18 protein-coding genes are annotated in these 18,549 nt (G+C 64.4%); 4 read left to right on the top strand and 14 right to left on the bottom strand.

Annotated elements, in window-relative coordinates:
• Nucleotides 1-6 precede the first annotated feature (6 nt).
• From ACZYZF_RS20575 to ACZYZF_RS20550, 6 genes are read right to left on the bottom strand one after another with little or no spacing between them, the layout of a single operon-like run.
• Complete coding sequence (locus ACZYZF_RS20575; protein WP_463836664.1) at nucleotides 7-1,191, bottom strand: thiolase family protein; 1,185 nt, start codon at nucleotides 1,189-1,191, stop codon at nucleotides 7-9.
• On the bottom strand, nucleotides 1,188-1,607 hold the full coding sequence (locus ACZYZF_RS20570; RefSeq protein ID WP_463836663.1) for a Zn-ribbon domain-containing OB-fold protein: 420 nt from the start codon (nucleotides 1,605-1,607) through the stop codon (nucleotides 1,188-1,190). The genes ACZYZF_RS20575 and ACZYZF_RS20570 overlap by 4 nt, the downstream gene beginning before the upstream one ends.
• On the bottom strand, nucleotides 1,604-2,818 hold the full coding sequence (locus ACZYZF_RS20565) for a CaiB/BaiF CoA transferase family protein (RefSeq protein ID WP_463836662.1): 1,215 nt from the start codon (nucleotides 2,816-2,818) through the stop codon (nucleotides 1,604-1,606). Before ACZYZF_RS20565 ends, ACZYZF_RS20570 begins: the two co-directional genes overlap by 4 nt.
• Complete coding sequence (locus ACZYZF_RS20560) at nucleotides 2,815-4,182, bottom strand: alpha/beta hydrolase domain-containing protein (RefSeq protein WP_463836661.1); 1,368 nt, start codon at nucleotides 4,180-4,182, stop codon at nucleotides 2,815-2,817. Before ACZYZF_RS20560 ends, ACZYZF_RS20565 begins: the two co-directional genes overlap by 4 nt.
• Before the next feature lie 22 nt (nucleotides 4,183-4,204).
• The gene (locus tag ACZYZF_RS20555; RefSeq protein WP_463836660.1) at nucleotides 4,205-5,041 is read right to left on the bottom strand and encodes a mycofactocin-coupled SDR family oxidoreductase; all 837 of its coding nucleotides are present in this window, start codon (nucleotides 5,039-5,041) and stop codon (nucleotides 4,205-4,207) included.
• Between the two features lies 1 nt (nucleotide 5,042).
• On the bottom strand, nucleotides 5,043-6,596 hold the full coding sequence (locus ACZYZF_RS20550) for an AMP-binding protein (RefSeq protein WP_463836659.1): 1,554 nt from the start codon (nucleotides 6,594-6,596) through the stop codon (nucleotides 5,043-5,045).
• Between the two features lie 339 nt (nucleotides 6,597-6,935).
• Between ACZYZF_RS20550 and ACZYZF_RS20545 the strand changes: the two genes are divergently transcribed.
• Complete coding sequence (locus ACZYZF_RS20545; RefSeq protein WP_463836658.1) at nucleotides 6,936-8,555, top strand: PE-PPE domain-containing protein; 1,620 nt, start codon at nucleotides 6,936-6,938, stop codon at nucleotides 8,553-8,555.
• Nucleotide 8,556: 1 nt separating this feature from the next.
• Here ACZYZF_RS20545 and ACZYZF_RS20540 read toward each other — a convergent pair whose 3' ends face one another.
• Together ACZYZF_RS20540 and ACZYZF_RS20535 are read right to left on the bottom strand one after the other, a co-directional pair.
• Nucleotides 8,557-8,973 (bottom strand): cupin domain-containing protein, encoded by a 417-nt coding sequence (locus tag ACZYZF_RS20540; protein WP_463836657.1) that lies wholly within the window; start codon nucleotides 8,971-8,973, stop codon nucleotides 8,557-8,559.
• Between the two features lie 183 nt (nucleotides 8,974-9,156).
• The gene (locus ACZYZF_RS20535; protein ID WP_463836656.1) at nucleotides 9,157-10,230 is read right to left on the bottom strand and encodes a phosphotransferase; all 1,074 of its coding nucleotides are present in this window, start codon (nucleotides 10,228-10,230) and stop codon (nucleotides 9,157-9,159) included.
• A 219-nt stretch (nucleotides 10,231-10,449) separates the two neighbouring features.
• Here ACZYZF_RS20535 and ACZYZF_RS20530 point away from each other — a divergent pair, with 219 nt between their 5' ends.
• Complete coding sequence (locus ACZYZF_RS20530) at nucleotides 10,450-11,421, top strand: LLM class flavin-dependent oxidoreductase (protein WP_463836655.1); 972 nt, start codon at nucleotides 10,450-10,452, stop codon at nucleotides 11,419-11,421.
• Nucleotides 11,422-11,464: 43 nt separating this feature from the next.
• Nucleotides 11,465-11,794, top strand: coding sequence for a hypothetical protein (locus tag ACZYZF_RS20525; protein WP_463836654.1), 330 nt, complete (start codon nucleotides 11,465-11,467; stop codon nucleotides 11,792-11,794).
• Nucleotides 11,795-11,825: 31 nt separating this feature from the next.
• Here the strand turns inward: ACZYZF_RS20525 and ACZYZF_RS20520 are convergent, their stop codons facing one another.
• Genes ACZYZF_RS20520 through ACZYZF_RS20510 form a run of 3 tightly spaced genes read right to left on the bottom strand, consistent with a single transcriptional unit; the run spans nucleotide 11,826 to nucleotide 14,813 of the window.
• Nucleotides 11,826-12,818, bottom strand: coding sequence for a GDSL-type esterase/lipase family protein (locus ACZYZF_RS20520; RefSeq protein WP_463836653.1), 993 nt, complete (start codon nucleotides 12,816-12,818; stop codon nucleotides 11,826-11,828).
• A 16-nt stretch (nucleotides 12,819-12,834) separates the two neighbouring features.
• On the bottom strand, nucleotides 12,835-13,653 hold the full coding sequence (locus tag ACZYZF_RS20515) for an SDR family NAD(P)-dependent oxidoreductase (protein ID WP_463836652.1): 819 nt from the start codon (nucleotides 13,651-13,653) through the stop codon (nucleotides 12,835-12,837).
• Nucleotides 13,654-13,661: 8 nt separating this feature from the next.
• Nucleotides 13,662-14,813 (bottom strand): LLM class flavin-dependent oxidoreductase, encoded by a 1,152-nt coding sequence (locus ACZYZF_RS20510; protein WP_463836651.1) that lies wholly within the window; start codon nucleotides 14,811-14,813, stop codon nucleotides 13,662-13,664.
• Between the two features lie 47 nt (nucleotides 14,814-14,860).
• Between ACZYZF_RS20510 and ACZYZF_RS20505 the strand changes: the two genes are divergently transcribed.
• Nucleotides 14,861-15,631: an IclR family transcriptional regulator gene (locus ACZYZF_RS20505; RefSeq protein ID WP_463836650.1), complete on the top strand. Its 771-nt coding sequence runs from the start codon at nucleotides 14,861-14,863 to the stop codon at nucleotides 15,629-15,631.
• A gap of 19 nt (nucleotides 15,632-15,650) precedes the next feature.
• Here the strand turns inward: ACZYZF_RS20505 and ACZYZF_RS20500 are convergent, their stop codons facing one another.
• From ACZYZF_RS20500 to ACZYZF_RS20490, 3 genes are read right to left on the bottom strand one after another with little or no spacing between them, the layout of a single operon-like run.
• Nucleotides 15,651-16,844 (bottom strand): cytochrome P450, encoded by a 1,194-nt coding sequence (locus ACZYZF_RS20500; protein ID WP_463836649.1) that lies wholly within the window; start codon nucleotides 16,842-16,844, stop codon nucleotides 15,651-15,653.
• Nucleotides 16,845-16,872: 28 nt separating this feature from the next.
• Nucleotides 16,873-17,721 (bottom strand): TIGR03619 family F420-dependent LLM class oxidoreductase, encoded by an 849-nt coding sequence (locus ACZYZF_RS20495; protein ID WP_463836648.1) that lies wholly within the window; start codon nucleotides 17,719-17,721, stop codon nucleotides 16,873-16,875.
• Nucleotides 17,718-18,548 (bottom strand): TauD/TfdA dioxygenase family protein, encoded by an 831-nt coding sequence (locus ACZYZF_RS20490; protein WP_463836647.1) that lies wholly within the window; start codon nucleotides 18,546-18,548, stop codon nucleotides 17,718-17,720. Before ACZYZF_RS20490 ends, ACZYZF_RS20495 begins: the two co-directional genes overlap by 4 nt.
• Nucleotide 18,549: the final 1 nt, after the last annotated feature.

Here is an 18,549-nt window from a genome sequence, read left to right as displayed (position 1 = left end):
CGAAACTCAGCCGGCCTCCGACGTGTAGGCCACGACTCCGCCGAAGTGGGGCGCGGACTGACAGGCGAGTCCGACGGAGACGTCGCGCTGGCGATCTGCCGCGCGGCCCGACAGCTGCAGATAGCACTCCAGCATCTGGGGCACACCGTGCATGCGGCCGTTGCCCAGGGCACCTCCGCCTGACAGTGCCGGGATCGCGGCCGGATCGTCGCTGTCGATGCCACCCGAATCGACGAAGCGGTGCGCTTCGCCCTCAGGACAGACTCCGAGCGCTTCGAGCCAGAACCACACGAACGGGGAGAAGCCGTCGTAAACCTGCGGCAGGTCAACGTCATCGATCGTGAACCCGGTCTGGCGCCACAGCCTGTGCACGGTGTCGGCGCCACCGTGCTGGATGTCGTCGAGCGGCCAGTGCAGAGGTAGCCGCCGCGGACCGCCCGTGCTGCCCGCGAAGCCCGCGACGTACACCGGGCGGTTCGGCAGATCGACCGCCCGCTCGGCCGAGGTCAGCACGAACGTCGCCACCCCCTCGACCGGAATGTCGCAGTCCAACCGGCAGATTGGATCCGACAGCATCCGCTCGGCCAGGTACTGCTCGGCAGTGAGCGGCCGGTCGTGCCAGTACGACCACGGAATACGTGCCCCGTTCTTGCGCGCCTCGGTCACCACAGCGGCCATGGATTCCCTTCGGGCACCGTACCGTTGGAGATACTCCGTGTAGGGCAGGGCGATCATGGCGAGCGGCCCGAAGTAGCCCTGCGGCGCGGTCCACTGCATGGCGCCGCGGATCTCTCGCATGGGATTGCCGTGATAGCTGCCGGTCGGGTTGTGCAGCGCCCTGTGCACCAACACGTAGTTGGCGGCACCACTGAGCACTGCGTTGACGGCCATGCCGACCGAACCGCTCAGCTGCCCGATGCCGTCGAAACCCGCGACGTATCGTGGGTTCGCACCGAGGCTGCGGGCCAGCCAGGACGAGGACACGATGCTGACGCCGTCGACCACCTGGCGACCACCCGCGCTCGGCAACAAGCTAGAGCTGACGAAACCGTCGACCTGGTCCACGGTGAGCCCCGCATCAGCGATGGCCGCCCTGGCCACATCGACGGCCAAGGCGCCGAGAGCGCGGTCGCCGCGGCGATCAACCGAGCTGTGCGCATAGCCGACGACGGCGGCCCGGTTCCCTGTCATCGAACCAACTCGAAAGCAGGAACAGAGATTTCGTCCGTCAGATCCTCGTACGCCACCTGCACTTCGGCTCCGATGCCGAGTTCGGCCTCGACTCCGTCGAGCAGCCGACCGATCAGGCGCAGGTCGGCTTGTTCGGCGAGTTCGACATCCACGAGCACGAACGGCACTTCACTGTCGAACCCGGGCAGGAACGCCTGGCGTACCACAGTCCAGGAGCGGACGACGGCACGGCCGCTCACCGCGGTGAACTCGTACGCAGGGTCCGTCGAGCCGCATGCTGTGCACACCACGTCGGGTGGCAAAGCCAGGGTCGCGCATCGGCCGCAGCGCGCCACCGTCAGGACGTGACGGGCCGCCGAAGCCCAGTACGATTCCGATGACGCATCTGGGACCGGGAGCGGCCGATTCGTCGTCACGGGATGGCCCCTTCGTCGGCCAGCCGGCCGATGCGGTCCCAGTCGTAGCCGAGTTCGTTCAGCACGGTCTCGGTGTGCTCGCCATGTTCAGGGGCACGCCGCAGTGCAGGCGGTCGGCCGTCGAATTGCACTGGGACGGTGGGTAGCCGGTAGGACACCCCGTGGTCGGTTTCGACTTCTCCGATATAGGAGTTGGCAAGCACTTGTGGGTCGTCAACCACCTCTTCGACGGACTGGATCGGCGCCCACGGCGCGTCCAGCTTCGCGAGGATTTCCTTCCATTCCGCCAAGGTGTGTTCGGCGAAGGTGGAATCCAACTCCGCGACGCACTCCGCAGCGTTCGCACGCCGCGCTGCCATATCAGCGAACCGCACGTCCTCCGCGAGATCCGCCCGGTCGACCGTTCGGCAGAATTCCGGCCAGTACCTGTCGCCTTGGAGGAACATCAGCTGGACGTGGCGGTCGTCCTTGGTTCGGTAGGTGGCCGTCAACGGGCTCATCAGCGCAGTACGGCCCGAAGGTCGTTGCACCACACCGCCGTTGAGCGCAGCCAGCAGGTCGGAAGAAAGCATCCACATCGCCGTCGCAAGAAGTGAGACATCGACAACCGATCCCTCGCCGGTGCGCGTGCGCTTGAGCAAGGCCCCGGCGATGCCGAATGCAAGCGCCATAGCCCCATTACGGTCCCCCATCGCGCCACGCTGGCTGATCGGGTAATCCCGGTCGTCTGGGGTGAGAATATGGCCGACGCCGCCGCGGGCCCAGAACGCCGAACTGTCGTAGCCCGGCTGGTCAGCATCAGGCCCCCGCACTCCGAAACCGTTGCCGCGGGCGTAGATCAGCGTAGGGTAACGCTGACGCACAGCTTCGGCGCCCAAGCCCAGCCGGTCGAGCGCGCCTGGCCGCAGACTGGTCAGCAGCACGTCCGCCGAGGCGAGCAGATCGTGGAGGGCGGCCAGGCCGGCCGGCTTGCGTAGGTCCAGGGCCACCGAGCGCTTGCCGCGGTTCGCAAGAGCCATGGACAGATTCACGCCACCGCTGTCGGTGCCTATCCCCTGGGTGGCCAGACCGCGGTAGGGGTCACCGTCGAGACGCTCGATGCGGATCACATCCGCGCCCCAGTCAGCCAGAAGCGCACCCGCCACCGGTACGAACACCCACTGCGCGAGCTCGATGACCCGCACTCCGTCGAACGCTCCGGGAACGGTCACGGTACAGATACCTCCTGATAGTCAATGGCATTGAACGCGTCCCGGGCTCTGGCGGCCACATCGCGCAAGATCTGTTCCCGATCGGCGGGCAAGATGAACCGGGCGCTGATCGTCGCGTCCAGAGCCGCTGTGAACTCATCGAGATACCGATTCACGTCCCGGTACCTGCCGACGAGCGTCTCGGTGGGGAGCGGTGTTTCGCGGCCCGCCAGTTGACAAATCGGCCCTGGACTCGAGTGCGCCCCATACCGCGCCAACGCCACATCCAGGTGTGGGGACCGCACGCCGCCGAGCGGGTTCCCATAGCGGTCGACGCGGGCTTCCGATACGGGCCCTGTGCGATGCATACGGATGCGCGCCGCTCGCGGCGGCGGCAGCGCGTCCTCGACCCATTCGAACAGCAGCCGCAATGCCGCCCGGACGAACACCGATGTCGGGAAGCTCGAACCAGCGCCGTCGCACCCTTCCAACCGCGCCGCGTGGGGCGCTCCGGCGAGTTCGAAGAGCCGGTACCGGTCGCGGTTGTGATCGCTGTCGGGCCGACGGACCGACGCCGAGCCGGGGTTGACGAATGTGGCGGAGTCGATCTTGGCGGCGAAGCCCTCGACATCACTTTGCGGCTGCACCTCGATGACCGGCACGCCGACGTAGCGCACCGGCGGGTATTCCATTTCTGGCCGCCATGCAGCACCGGAAGCGATCGCCGAACAGCTCGCGGCATGACCAGCCGGGAAATAGCCATCGAAGATCGGCGAATCGTCAGGTAGTCGAGCCATGGCGTTGAATGCGATGGCGAATGTCGCGACGTCGACCGCGCTCTGCGAGTAGCCGCCGAGGTACACCCGGCGGACGTCGAGCTGCCCCAGCGGGCTGTCGCCGCCACCGCACTTGATCAGGGAACCGAGGTCGCACAACGCATCCCACCCCAGATCATTGATGGGGAAGTCAATTCGGGCGTACCGCACCGAATCTGATTTCCGCAACTCGGCGGCGCCCATCGCCCGTCCGGTGATGCCGACCCATGCATCGCCCTGCGCCTGGAGGAGTCCACCCACATGGGCCCACAAAGCGTCGCGATCAACGCCGAACGAGGTGTTGAACGGTTCGACGACGACGCGCCCACTGAACTCCGCCGGGTTCCTCGGATGCCGCACCAAGATGCGTGTCACATATGGACTGCCGTCGGAGGCGACGGTAACAGGCCCGGTGACCGGACCGGCGTAGGTCTGCGCGAAACCGGATAGCAGGTATTCGGTTTCGGCGTAGCCCTCGGCCAAGGCAGGCACGGACTCGCCGTCCCATGTCCGTTGTAGGCGCGCCGTCGAGCAGGCTGCGCCGCCACCGGTTGGGACCGGCACCGCCATCGGCTCTCGGTGCATACCCTGCCTACTTCAGGCAGCAGCCGGCGTCAACTGGGAGGGGAACCCCTGTGACGTAGCGTGATTCGTCGGATGCGAGGAACAGCACCGCATTGCTGACGTCCTCGGCCTCGATCCAGGGGATCGGCAGATAATGGAAGTTCCGGCAGATCGGCTCCAGGTCGTCCTTGCCCGGGTTCTCCAGGTCGGGCCGGAACGCCCTGAATGTCGCTTCATTGTGGAGCAACGGTGTGGCGACGTGGGTCGGGTGTACCGAATTGACCCGAATCGAGTACTGCCCCAACTCGACCGCGAACGACCGCATCAATCCGACGACGCCGTGCTTGGCCGTCACATAGTGCCCGATGTGGGGGTAGGCCTTGAGTCCGCCGACCGAACTGGTCAGGATCACCGAACCGCCGCGCTCGCCCGCCTTGAGGTGCGGCACAGCAGCTTTCACCGACTTCCAAACTCCGGTCAGGTTGACGTCCATCATCTGTTCCCACCGCGGCTCGTCCATCTCCTCGAGCATCGCGCCTGGAGTGCCGATACCCGCGTTCGCGACGACGATGTCGAGCCGACCGAGCTGCTCGACGCCGCTGTCGACCGCGGCTTTGAGCGCGTCGTAGTCGCGCACGTCCACCTCGGCGGTGACAACCCGGCGATCCAGCGACTTGATCAGATCCGCGGTTTCGGCGAGGTCCTCGGAGGTCGACGCCGGTGCCGTCGTGTTCTCGATGGGCTGACAGACATCGATCGCGATGACGTCGGCACCCTCCTGCGCCAGCCTGACCGCATGGCTGCGCCCTTGCCCGCGTGCCGCGCCGGTGACGAAGGCCACCTTGCCTTCCACCCGTCCAGCCACTTCAGTTCTCCTCGCCTAGGAAACTTCTAACCTGTTGTCGCACAAGATACTTCTGCACTTTTCCGCTCGCAGTGCGCGGATAGTCCTCGACCTCGCGGAGGTCTTCCGGCCACTTCTGGCGGGCCATTCCGGCCGCCCGAAAATGCTCACGCACGCGGTCCCGGCTCGGCAGCTGATGTCCGTCCCGGATACGCAGCACTCCGACCACGCGTTCGCCGAATCGGGCATCGGGGGCGGCGACCACGACCGCGTCCGCCACCTCCGGCATGGTCAGCAGCGCCTCCTCGACCTCGATGGCGCTGATGTTCTCACCTCCGCGGATGATGACATCGGACTTTCGGTCGGTGATCGTCAGATAGCCGTCGTCGTCCAGCACACCGATATCGCCGGTGTGGTACCAGCCCTCGTCGTCGAAGGCCTTCGCCGACAGCTCAGGGTCCAGGTAGCCGAGGCACAGATCCGGTCCCCTGCTCAGGATTTCCCCGTCGCTTGCCAGCCGGACCTCCACGCCGCCGCGAGCAGTTCCATCCGTGAGGAGTCGCTTTTCGAGCGCTGCCGTCGGGCTCGAACCGGTGATCGAGGGGTGCTCGGTACTGCCGTAGGACCGCGTCACCACCAGACCCAGGTCGGTCAGCCGACGAGTGACCGTGGTGGGAATCGCAGATCCACCCAAACCGAGGTAGCGCATGTACTGAAGATGGTCGTCGGTGAATTCGGGATGGTCCAGCAAGCTGGTGATGAAATATGCTGGGCCGCCGCCGAACCCGAGTCCGTCTCGTGCCATGAGCTTCAGCACCAGGCTGGGATCCCAAGCGTCGCACAGGTGGACCGGGATGCCTTCGAGCACCGGGCACAGCAATCCCCCGAGCATGCCGATGAAATGCCCGACGGGCAGCGCCGTGAGACTTCCGGCCGGCTGCTTGGGATGGCCGGCGTTGAGCTGCCGGATCTCGCACCCCAGGGTCTGGTGACTGTGGACGACACCTTTGGGGTCACGGGTGGTGCCCGACGTGAAGGCGATCAAGGCGGGATTCGCGGGGTCGGTGTCCCCGGCGCCAGGCATTGGTTCCGCGGCGAGCAGCTCGTCGAAATCCCGCCCGACGAGGCCGACGATCGGCACATCGACACATAGATCCGGGTGATGCGTCATCCGCCCGAACAGTTCGGTGGTGATGAACACCTTTGGCTTGGCGGCCGTCAGGATGTAACCGACTTCCTTGCGACCGTAGAAATGCACGATCGGCACCACGACCGTGCCGAGCAGGGCGGAGGCCCAGAACGTCGCGGCGGCTTCCATCCAGTTGGGCAGCTGGAACGCGACCACATCACCGGGGCCCACCCCTCGGGCCCGCAGACCACCCGCCAACCGCCGCGCGACATGCTCGACGTCGCCGAACGTTCCGGCGTATGGCCGGACGCTGGAATGCACCTGGAACGTGGTGCGCGGCGCTTCTGCCAGGGCTCGGGCCAGAAGCTCGCCCAGAGTGTCGGACGTCCACCATCCGTCCGCTTCGTACCGTTCCCTCAACTCTGAACTGGTCGAACGGGTCGCCATCACTTCGACCACATCTGCCCCGCACTGACAACAATCGCTCGAAACACACTGATGACAGTAGAACGTGATTCTTGTTGAAACAAGGGTCAAATTGTTGATTCGGGGCCGTCGGGTGCCGCTGGGTACCGGCCATTGCCACCAGCTCACGGCAACAAAACTGTTCAGCTGCCGGAATCATCAGATCTGATTTTGTGAGAACTACGCTCTACGCCGAAGTGGGTGTTTTGTCGGAAATCTACTCACTGGACGCGATCTGAGTACTACATTCCGCCCAAGAGCCGGTGCGGCGGCGGCACATCCAGGTCGATCGGCGGGATTGCTTCTGGAAAGGACGAAACCATGCCCCACGCCAGATCTGCGGAGATGTCGGCGGTCGGACTCCTCGGCCGTTCCCTCGGCGTGGCTCTTGCCTGTGGCTGCACGGCACTTCTCGCGACGACCCCGACCACCTGCGCCGGCGTCTCGCTGTCGACCAACGCGTTGATCATGGACGGCACCACCTTTCCCAGCCCGAGCCAAGGGTTCATGGAGTCGGCCGTCAACGACTTCATCATGCCGTCGACGCCCGGCAGCTACACCGCAGTCGCAGTGCGGACACCCGAACACGCCGTTGGCATCAATCAGTCGGTCGCCGACGGCGTCGCCGATTTGGAAGCCGCCATGGCTGCGAACGGGTGCAGCGAGGCAGGGCAGTCGTGCGTGGTGTTCGGGTATTCGCAGAGCACCGTGATCACGATGGTCGAGAAGGCCAAGCTGCAGCAGCGGATGGCTGCGGGCGAGCAGGTCCCCGACGTCACCTTCGTCGGCATCGGAGTAGGAAATCGCCCCAATGGCGGTATCGCGGAGCGCTTTTCAGGGGTCGTCATCCCGTTCTTCGATTTCACCTTCAACGGAGCATCACCGGACGATCCGGAACACCCGATCACCACCATCGACATCGCCCGCCAGTACGACGGCCTGGCCGACACACCACAGTTCCCGCTGAACCCGGTGGCCGATGCCAACGCATTGCTGGGAATCTTGTTCGCACATGCGCTCTACGGCGAAGAGATCAGCCTTGACCCGGCCAGTCCGAAGTACGTCGATGGCACCGTCAAGGAACAGGTCGGCGACACGACGTACTACTGGATCCCCACCGCGGATCTTCCGTTGTTCGACCCGCTGCGCCTGGCCGGTGTGCCGGAACCGGTCATCGACATCGTCGAGCCGCTCGCCAAGGTTGTCGTCGAAGCCGGCTACGACCGCTCGGTTTCCTTCGGTGAACCCACACCGGCTCAACTAATTCCGGTGATCGACCCGGTGACGTTCACGATCGAACTCGCGGCCGCAACGCTCGAAGGCGCCGACAACGCTGCGAAGATCCTTGGTGGCGAACTGCCCGGCTATGCGGCGCTCAAACAGGAACTCGACGCGGCGCACGCATCATCCGCTGCCACGATCGGCACCCGGTACCGCGACGCGGTCTCCTCGATCAACAAGGCTGTCAACCCATTCCAGACTTTTGCTCAGATCGAGGGGCCCCTCGCCACCCAATTCGACAATCTCGTGAATGCAGCGGGCGCGCCGCAACTGCTCAACAAGGTCATCGACCCCGTTCTCACGCCGGTCACCGCATGGGCGGAGGACAAGGTCCTGTTCCCGCGACCCGGTACCACGCCGGGGCCGATCGCCGGGGCCGCGCGGCAGTTCTTATCGAGGGTGGCGCCGAACCTCGCGCCGAAATCGCGGACTCACCGAACAGCGGCCAACGCGGCAGTGACTGCGCCCGAGACCGCCGCTCGGCCACACCTCGGACAGCGCAGGCGTTCCCACATCACACACGGCGATCCGCCGACACGTACATCGTCCACGCCTACCGACGCCGTTCGTTCCCCGGTGTCCACCAGAAAGTCAGCTCCCAAGCCGCACAAAACATTCGGTCCGCGGCGCCATCACACGCGGGCCACCGACGCCCGATGACTCAGTTCGACTCGGCCCTCTGGCCGGCCATGTCCGCCGTGCGTTGCATCGCGTCCATGCATTCCTGAAGGGCATACGCGGGGTTGAACTCCAGGTGATTGGTTGGATCGCTGTACTTGAGCACGTGCCCCGCTGGGATGAAGTAAACCTCTCCGGCATTGATCACCTCGTCTGGCCTGCTGGTGTTGGGGTAGACCGCCGTGATGGATCCCTCGAACACGTAACCGTAATGAGGACAGGTGCACACACCGCCCGGCAGTCCACCGAGCCGATTGAGTTCAGTGGTGTCTACGGGATGTTCCGTCGTGGTGTAACCCACTTCCAGATCTCCCCATTGCACCGATCGGAAGTGGTCCTTGGAGGCGGGCCAACGGCCCCCGCCGGCGTTGGGCAAATCGGCTGGCTTGGCGTGCGGCATCGCAGTTACCTTTCTTGTCGGCTGTCGAGTGGCCGACCTTGTCGGAGCGCCTGTGGGCGCCTGAGGCTCACGTATGCGCCTGTGGCAGTAGAACGTCAATCTGCTTCGAAGGAGAATTACATACCAGCGATGGGTGCGCGGGCGGATTCGTTCGATCTGTTGAAGAAACGCTCGCACGATCGTTCAGAGGTCACTGCCCGCGCGGACGAGCGCGTCGTGATCAGCTACTGCGTTACTCATGCGGTGCAGCAGAATCTCGATGAGCCCCGGCTCGACCTGCGTGGTGATACTCCACAGAAAGAGCCCGTGCACGAAGCCGAGGCTGAGGGCACGCCAGGCGTCGTCCCACGTCGGCGGCTCAACGCCCAACTGGGCCAGGCACTCTAGATAGTGCTGCAACAAATCACCTTCGGACGTACGGCGGTCCTCGACCGTGAGCGTCGAGGCGATGTGATAGCCCACGTCGATCGACCAGGTTCCACGTTGCACCAACTGCCAGTCCAGCAGACACGGCAGTCCCGCGGCATCGAGAAACAGGTTGCCCAGGTGGGGATCACCGTGGATGACGCACCACGGCGACGTCGATTCCGTATCGGACAGCGCAGCAGTCATGGCCCGGTAGACATCGACAAGGCGCTGTGCGTCACGCAGTCCGGCGGGAACTCCGCGGCCGTTAGGTCCGTGGTAGTTCGCACTGACCTTCGATACCGTCTCGGCCTCACCCCAGACCTGCATGGCAACGCCCATGCGAGATTCCAGCCACGGTGTCGCCGCCCAGTGCGGGTTCAGCCATGTCTCGGCATGCAACTGGGCCAATTCGCCGAGACTCGCCGCAGCCTGCTCCGGCGTATAAGCGCTTCTGCCGTCGAGAAATACACCTCCCTGGGCGACGACATCTTCGGTGATCACGACGCCGTGGCGAGTCTCCGGATCGACGTCGGCGTACACACTGCACAAGGTGCGGACACCGGTGGGCACGGCGAGATCTCGATAGAAAAGCGCCTCGGGTTCGCCGACATGGCGAGCCATCCAGCCGAGTTCGTTGAAGTAGCCCTTTACGCAGAGAGACTGTGACGGGCCATCCGCCGGCGCGCGGGAGTACTCGACAGCGAACCGGGCATTGGTCGAGATACGGTCCACCACCGGACCAGGGGTGACACGCTGCACCTCGATCCCGGGAAAGCGCGGCTGCAATGCCGCGGTGAGCCACGACGGCAGCAGCGCCTCGCCGAGCGTATTGGGCACGGAGACAGTCACGGGATAAGCGTCCTCTCGGTCACCTGGCCCAACTGTCGCGAGCCGGATGAGACCCATCGATATCACTATGACACTAGTGTGCAGTGAAGAAGATGGTTCTATCCTTTAGTGCATATTTCGACGGAAGCTCAAGATCCTCGTGCCAAGCAAAGCGAGCTCTAAGCCGGCAGCGGCCGGGATCCCGGCAGTGGGACAGCCACTAGCGCCGGGCACGATCCGATGAGCAGTGCAGGAGGCGAAATCCGGATCGGGATCGTCGCCGGCGGTGATGCCCGCGCCATCCGCGATCTAGAGGCTCGGCCAATCGACTCGTTGTGGACCGGCGGCCATCTCGCATCGCGAAATCCGAGCGCCGAGGCCATGGTTGGCCTCGTCCGGCTCGCCACGCTGACCGAACGGGTCAAGGTGGGCACGTCGATCCTGTTGCTGCCGCTCTATCCACCGGCGCTCGTCGCCAAGCAGATCGCCGACCTCGACTGCGCCACGGGCGGCCGCCTGATGCTCGGCGTCGGGGTCGGGGGCGAATACCCGCAGGAGTTCAGCGCCGTCCAGGTCCCGATCGAGGAGCGCGGCTGCCGCGTGAACGAATCGATTCCGCTGCTGCGGCGATTGTGGACCGCCGAACCCGTCACGCACGACGGCCCGTACTACCCGATGCAGGACGTGAAGATCCATCCGGCACCAGCGCAGCCAGGCGGCCCGCCGGTCATCGTCGCCGGGCGCAAAGAGCCGGCCATGCGACGGGCGGCGCTCCTCGGCGATGGCTGGTTCCCGTACCTGTACTCACCCCGCCGCTACGCCGCCTCGGTAGCGACGATCCGCCAGAGTGCCGCCGAGGCCGACCGCGACCTCACGAATTTCGAGTGGTGCGTGTGGGTGTTCCTCAACATCAACCCCGACGGTGACACTGCCCGGGAGGAGGCCGCCCGCACGATGGGCGGCACCTACAACCAGGACTTCCGGGCCATGATCGACAGCGTCGCGGCTGCGGGAACGGCGGCCGAGGTGGCCGCGAAGCTGCAGAGTTTCTACGACGCGGGCGCGCGCCACTTCATCTTCCTGCCCGCTACCGCGGGCGCAGACCAACAGCCGGTGCTGGACAGACTGTTGGCCGACGTCGTTCCCGCACTGCGCGCGTATGCGAAGCACCATGACGTGCCGCCTCTTGCATTCGCGAGGACCACACTCTAGAAACGAAGATCTGCACTTTCATTCCGACACAAGGGAACTCACCATGCCGCGCGGTAAACTCATCGTCTTCAACGAGCCGGCGTCGCCCGAGGTGGAGGAGGAGTACAACGCCTGGTACGACGGCGACCACGTACCGCAGATCCTCGCGAGCGTCCCGACGATAACCGGCGCCAAGCGCTATCGGATCGCCCCAGGCCAGAACTCCACCATCCCTGGCGCACCCCGTTACCTCGCGATCTACGACATCGAGGCCGACGACGTCATGGCTGCCCTTGCGCAGCTCGGCCAGGCCACCATGGACGGCAAGGTAATCATGACCGACCAGATCCGTTCGGACCCGCCAAGCACATTCCTCGTGTACGAGGAGATCTGAGTTGGCAACGGTCATCTCGCCCGCTCCAGTGTCATTTCCGGGCCGCCGGCATCACCTCTCGCAGCTCATTGCCAATCGTGTGAGCCAGCAGTTGGTGGCCCGCATCGTCGGGATGTATTCCGTCAGAAAACATCTCGGGGGGCACGAGGTTGCGGCCGCGCACGAGGATGGTGAACGAGTCCCGGGTGGCAAGTACCGCCTGCTCCACAGCCGATCGCAGATCGGCATGTGTGGCGCCCAGACGATTGGGCGTCAGCTCTGCATCGGGTCGGATGATCGGGCTCACGACGACGATCGGTACCTCGGGGTGTGCCGACCGGGCGATGCTCAGAAAGGCCCCCGTGTTCGAGCGCACCATGTCGACCGAATGCGGGATCGTGGCCCAACAGTTCGTGCCGTACGCCACCGAGATGACATCTAGGTCGAGCGCCGCAATCTGCTCGGCAACCGCGATCTCCCCACGGGCCGATCCGGCGTAGCCAAGGTTCAGGACGTCCAGACCACACTCCCGCCCGACGATGGCCACCCAGCTTCGCGCAGGAGAACTCGCCGACCAGCCCTCGGTGATCGAATCGCCGTAGGCGATCCAACGTGGCTGCGTCGGAGCCGGTTCGATCTCGCCACTCAAGGCGCGCAAGCTCGTCACCGTCGGCTTCATACCTTCCGGAAGATAGACGATCGCCCGGTCCATGCCATGCCCGAGCTCAAGCCGCACGGTGCCCTGGCCGAGCCTGGCGGGCTGCTCGTCGATCTGCCTACCGCCACGCCAGACACTGAAGGTTCGCCCCGCACCATCTCCGCGGTAACCGAGTTCGCCCGTCTGCGTTGTGTATTCAACCTCGAGGCCGGCTGCGTCACCGATCATCTCCAGGCGGACACCGGCAGGTAGCTGTGCCGCCAGCCAGGTGTCTGCGGGCAACCGCCTGGCCTGCGTGGGATCCGCGCGTGGGTACGGGATGGCGTCCGTCGCCGGCCAGGCAATTCCCCCCAGGAAGGGGCCGACGTCCTCGATTCGTTCCCTCACGTGAGGCCTGCCGTCCCTAGTCGTAATCGCCGCAGGAGAAGCGCTCGAGCATCTTCTCGTGCATCCCCCAGAGATCGCGGATGATGGCACCACCATCGACGATCAGCGTCTGCCCGGTCACACGCTCGGCGAGTGAAGACACCAAAAAGAGCACGGCGTTGGCGATGTCGCGAGTGCGCGGTGGCGCGAGTGGATTGACATTGTTGACGGCCCACTGTCCTTCGGGCCAGTCCTCGTTGCCCAGCCCGACGTTACCCGGCGCCACCGCATTGACCCGAATACCGTGCTGTCCCAACTCTTGGGCGAAGGTCTTGGCCAGCGAGATGACGCCCGCCTTTGCGGCCCCATAGGGCGCGTGCATCGCCGCGGCGTTGATCCCGTCCGCAGACGCCAGGGCGACGATGGAGCCGCCGGTGCCCTGCTCGATCATCTTGCGCCCCACGGTCTGGAACAGATAGAAGACCTGGCTGAGGTTGTTCTTGATCGACCAGTCCCAGTCCGGCAGGGTGATCGTCTCCGACTTTCCCCAGCGCGCCCCGCCGATGATGTCGACGCACGCATCGATCGATCCCAGTGCATCGGCAGCCTCGTCGACAGCGCGCTGCACCTGCACCGGATCGGTCATGTCCGCGGTGACCGGGAACGCCTCTCCCCCAGCCGCTTCGATCTCATCGACAATCCCCGCGGCCCGGCCGGCATCGATGTCGACACAGGCGACCCTCGCCCCCGCTTCAGCCAGCTTCAGCGAAGTCAGCCGCCCATGCCCCGCGCGTTCCGGAAGGAAGCCCGCACCGGAGACCAGGGCACCCTTGCCCGCCAATCCCAGATCAATCATCTTGCCCCTCAGGCATTCACGGAGGCGGACAGTTGATGGCCCCGCTCGGCGAGTCTGGGCATGATGTCGTTGCTGAGCAGTTCCAGGGTGCGCATCACCTTGTCGTGCGGCAGGTCCCCGAACTGAACGTAGCAGAGCAATTGATCCACCCCGGCTTCCTCGTACCGCAGGATCTTGCGCAGGCACTCTTCGGCGGTCCCGACGATGATCATGTCCTGGTCCTGGTAATGCGAGATCGGGACGTCGCCTCTGCGGATCGCCTCCAAGGCCGGGAAGGCCTTTTCCTTGGCCGCATCCGGTAGATGGGCAAGCTCCCATTTCAACTGGAACTCGGCGAGATTGCGGTACCACCACGTCACCGACTCCCACAACCCGTAGTCCGCGGCTTCCTTGGCGTCGTCGTAGACGTGAACCAGTGTGTAAACCGCGACCTTGTTGTTCCTCACCCTGGTCAGCTGGTTCTCTGTCTTGGCCGAGGCTGCGGCCGCCCGGTACATCGCGATCGTCTCGGCCACTTTCTCGACAGGCTGGAAGATCGACAGCGACAACAGGCCCAGGCCCTGTTCTCCGCATTGGACGGCGCTGCTCTGGCTCGCCGCCGCCTGCCATACCGGCGGATGGGGATCCTGATACGGCTTGGGCGTCTGGAATCTCTCGGGAAATTTCAGGTTCTCACTGTCCCAGCCCAGGCGCTCGTTCTCCCACATCTTGACCACGATCTCGATGGCCTCACGCGATTGGTCCCGCGACCGGTCATCGGTGGGCACACCGAATGCGGTCTGCTCCATAGGAGTCGAGCGCCCGGTACCCCACTCGACCCGGCCGTGGCTCAGCACGTCCACGGTGGCAACCTTCTCTGCCAGCCGGGCCGGGTGGCCGAATCCGAAGGGCGTCAGGGTGACGCCGAAGCCCAGTCTGATCTGCTCGGTACTCAAGGCGAGCCCACCGAGTATCGCCTCGTTGCAAGGGCTTGCGGATCGGCCCTCACGAAAGTGGTGTTCCACCACCCAGGCGGTGTTGAACCCCAGTCGGTCGGCGTACTGAATCTCGGCGATGGCCTCGTCGTAGGTCCGCTGCTCGGCCTCACGCTGCCCGTAGGGAAACGGCTTGTCCCACGGCTTCACCTTGGGCTGAAATTCGTAGATCAGGTCGAGCTGCATGTGATGGCCTTTTGCAATATCGAATTATCTTTTGTATATTTGAGCTTATGGCACGGCCTGCACTCTCGGCAACACGTTCTGTCGAAGTGCTCAACTTCTTGGCGGCCAATGCACCGGAACAATTCACGCTGTCCGACATCAGCGGACGCCTGGACATCAATCTCGCCTCGACCCATGCGCTGCTCAATGCGCTGGAAGACGCGGGTTACGTCGTCCGCCACCCCAGGTTGCGGACCTACAGTCTCGGCGCCTCGGTGGTGGCCCTTGGAAACGCTGCGCTGCAATCACATCCGGCCATCGCCTGCGCGAACGACGAGGCGCAGCGACTCAGCGCCGAACTCGAGTTGAGTGTGGCCGTCACTGCAGACGCCGGCGACGACATCGTCTTCCTGGGACGAATGGGTGAGCACCGCCCGCGTGATATCGAGGCCTATGCCGGCCAGCGCATTCCCCTCTCACCGCCGGTGGGAGCGGTCTTCGTTGCATGGAAGGATGCCGGCGGATGGCTGGCCGAAGCCGACGACCGGGTACAGATGGAGTCAGTCCTCGACGAAGTCCGCAGTCGCGGCTGGGCTGCCTCCTTCGAGCCGGACCACTACCAACCACTGGGGTCGCTGGACCCCGGCGCCTCGTACAACGTGGTGATGGTGACCGCACCCGTCTTCGGCCCCAACGGCATTCCGGTGGTCGCCCTGACGTTGCTGGGACTTCCACCAGCCCTGACCGCCGCGCGGCTTGCCTACTACGGCGAAACAGTCAGGGATGCAGGGCTATTGGCCACCCGCCGAAGTGGTGGCCGCGCACCCATCACTGCCTGATCGGCGCATCGGAAGCTGCTCAGATCCGTGCCGGCATGCTGTCCCAACCGCGCACCGCCGACGACGAGGAGAAGACGGCCTTGTCGAGGTCGACCTCCCAGTCGGGGAAGCGATTCATGATCTCGTCGAGGGCGATGCGCCCTTCGAGACGCGCCAACGCGTTGCCGAGGCAGTAGTGCGCACCGACCCCGAAGGTCAGGTGCTGCCGCGGCGCCCGACCGACATCGAAATTCTCTGCGTCGGCGCCGAATCGCGTGTCGTCGCGGTTGGCCGCCCCGATCAACGTCAGCACGGCACTGCCCGCCGGAACGGTCTGCCCGTAATAGTCCACATCGCGGGTCACGTACCGCGCCGCCTGCAACGCAGGCGGTTCGTACCTCAGGATTTCTTCGATGGCTTTGGGCAGCAGTGACCGGTCGGCGGCCAGTCGGCGTCGTTGATCGGGGTGCTCCGACAACAGCTTTCCCGTCCAGCCGATCAATCGGGTGGTCGTCTCGGCACCCGCGACGGAGACGACGTTCATGAACATCAGGAGTTCGTCGCGACTCAATCGGCGACGTGCACCGGTTTCGTCTTCGAACTCGGCCTCCAGGAGTTCTGAGGTGAGGTCGTCGGAAGGGTTGGCCACCCGCCAGTCGATGAACTCGGCGAACACCTGGCCATCGGTCATTCCTTCGGAATGGTCCAGCTTTTCGCCGCGTTCGGTGCGGATGATTCCTGCTTGTTCCTGGACGATCCTCTGGAAATGCTCGGGAATGCCGAACAGCATGCCGACCACCCGCAACGGCATGACCGAACCCAGATGCTTGACGAAGTCGAACTCGTCACCGCCGACAAGAGGGTCCAGGCACCGCGCAGTGAACTCACGGATCAACGGTTCGAGGCCATTCATCTTGCGCGGTGTGAAGGCCCGCGAGAGAAGATTGCGGTGGATGTCGTGGATCGGCGGGTCCTCGAATATCAGGGTGCCGGGCGGAATCTCGATATCGGCCTTCAATATCTCGATCACCACGCCTTTGGCGGAGCTGAAAGTCTGATGATCGACCAGCGCGCGGTTGACATCGTCGAACCGGCTCAGCGCGTAGAAGTCATGTTCCTCGTTGTAATAGAGCGGTGCATTGTCCCGCAGCCGCTTGAACATCGGATACGGGTCGGCGTTGAGGTCGACATCCCACGGGTCGTAATAGACGTCGTTGGTGGCGTCAACGGTCATGATGTGTACCTCCGGCTGTGTCTCTGAGTCATTTGTTGAGCTCGGCCAGGGCGTGAACCTGCTCGAGGTAGTGCCCAAGTGAGTGATGGACGAATCTGGCAGAAAGGATCGTGGTGCCACACTTGGCCATCCGCTCCAGGGTTTCCACAGTCGCCTCCGGGTTCCGCACGGGATCGAGGGGTTCCTCGGCAGGCATAATCACCTCGAAATCAGCAGGCAGCTCAAAGGTTTTCAGCCACTCTGATGCAGTCTTCATCGAAACGTAGTACGGACACCATCCATCAGCGAGGGTGACGGCCCGCCGCAACGACCGCTTCGTACGGCCGCCGATCCACATCGGCACGTGTAGCTGTAGCGCACAGGGATCGACCGTGAGACCACCGAACGAATAGAACTCGCCGTCATACGTCGGCTCATTGCTCGGCAGCGCCGCTCGCAACGCGCGCAAGGCATCGTCACCTCGGGGGCCACGATCATCGAACGGGGCGCCCAGAAGGTCGAACTCCTGATTCAACGAGCCGACCCCGAGCCCGAGGATCAACCGCCCATTGCTGACATGATCCAGTGTCCCGTAACGCTTTACGATTGCCAACGGGTGATGATATCCCAGCACGAGCGTCATGGTGGCGAACCTGATCACCGTGGTGCGGGCCGCGACGTATCCGAACGTAGCGAGCGGATCCCAATAGCGGGCTCCCCTGCGTGCCGTCTCGGTCGAAGGCAGGCCAATATGTTCGCTGCAGGTCATATGGTGATATCCGAGCCGATCCGCGGTCTCCGCAACACGACCGATATCCTCGATCGTTGCCGTCTTCTCCCATGTCAACGGTGCGCCGGCGACATTGGTGACGACGGGCGTGGCGATGCCGAGTCTCACACCAGCGGCTCTTCGCCCGCGAGGATCGTGCGATGCATGAGCCGGCCGCTGTCGACGGCATACGGGAGCGCCCGGTGCATGGTCCCGGTGTTGTCCCAGATGAGAAGGTCGCCGGCTTGCCACTGGTGGCGATAGACGTACTGCGGCTGAGTAGCCCAATCACGCAGGCGCGCAAGCAAAGCTCGGCTTTCCTCAACCGAGAGACCGATGACGTAATCCGCCGTGGCGCCGAGCAGCAGTGACTTGCGGTCAGACTGGTGCGTCCACACCATCGGGCAGGTCTTCGTCGGGGACTTTTGCCAGAACGTGATCTCGTCGTAGCTCATCTCCGGCGTGACGTAGTACTGCGACCGCTCGGCACTGTGCACGACGCGAAGATCCGCGATGAGGTCCTTGTCGGCCTGCGGCAAGTCGTCGTAGGAGGCGTAGGTGTTGCAGAACTCCGTCTCTCCGCCGGTCTCGGAGAGCTTGACCGCCCGCAGCAGCGTCGCCAGATTCGGATAAGGCTGCAGTGATCCGTCGAAGTGCCAGAACAGCGAGCCCTTCAGATACTTGGCGCGTTCATTCACCTTGTCATCGAGGGAGATCTTGTAGATGCCCTCCGCCCCCTCGTTCTGCACGAGGTTGCCGAGGGTTTTGGCGATGGATACCTGCTCGTCGTCACCGATCTGTAAGCCGCGGAAGTAGACCACTCCACGCTGCTCGAGCGTCGCGCGGATGTTCATGGCCTCTCGGCCGCTCAACAGGGTCTCGAGGTCGATTCTGATTTCACTACCGATCCGCGGAGCGACGTCGACGACGTCCAATTGTGCCGAAGTAAGTGCCATG

The organism is Mycobacterium sp. IDUB_24 (genome assembly GCF_055419385.1).
Note: the sequence above shows the minus strand (reverse complement) of the source record. Positions and strands in the feature narration are given on the sequence as shown.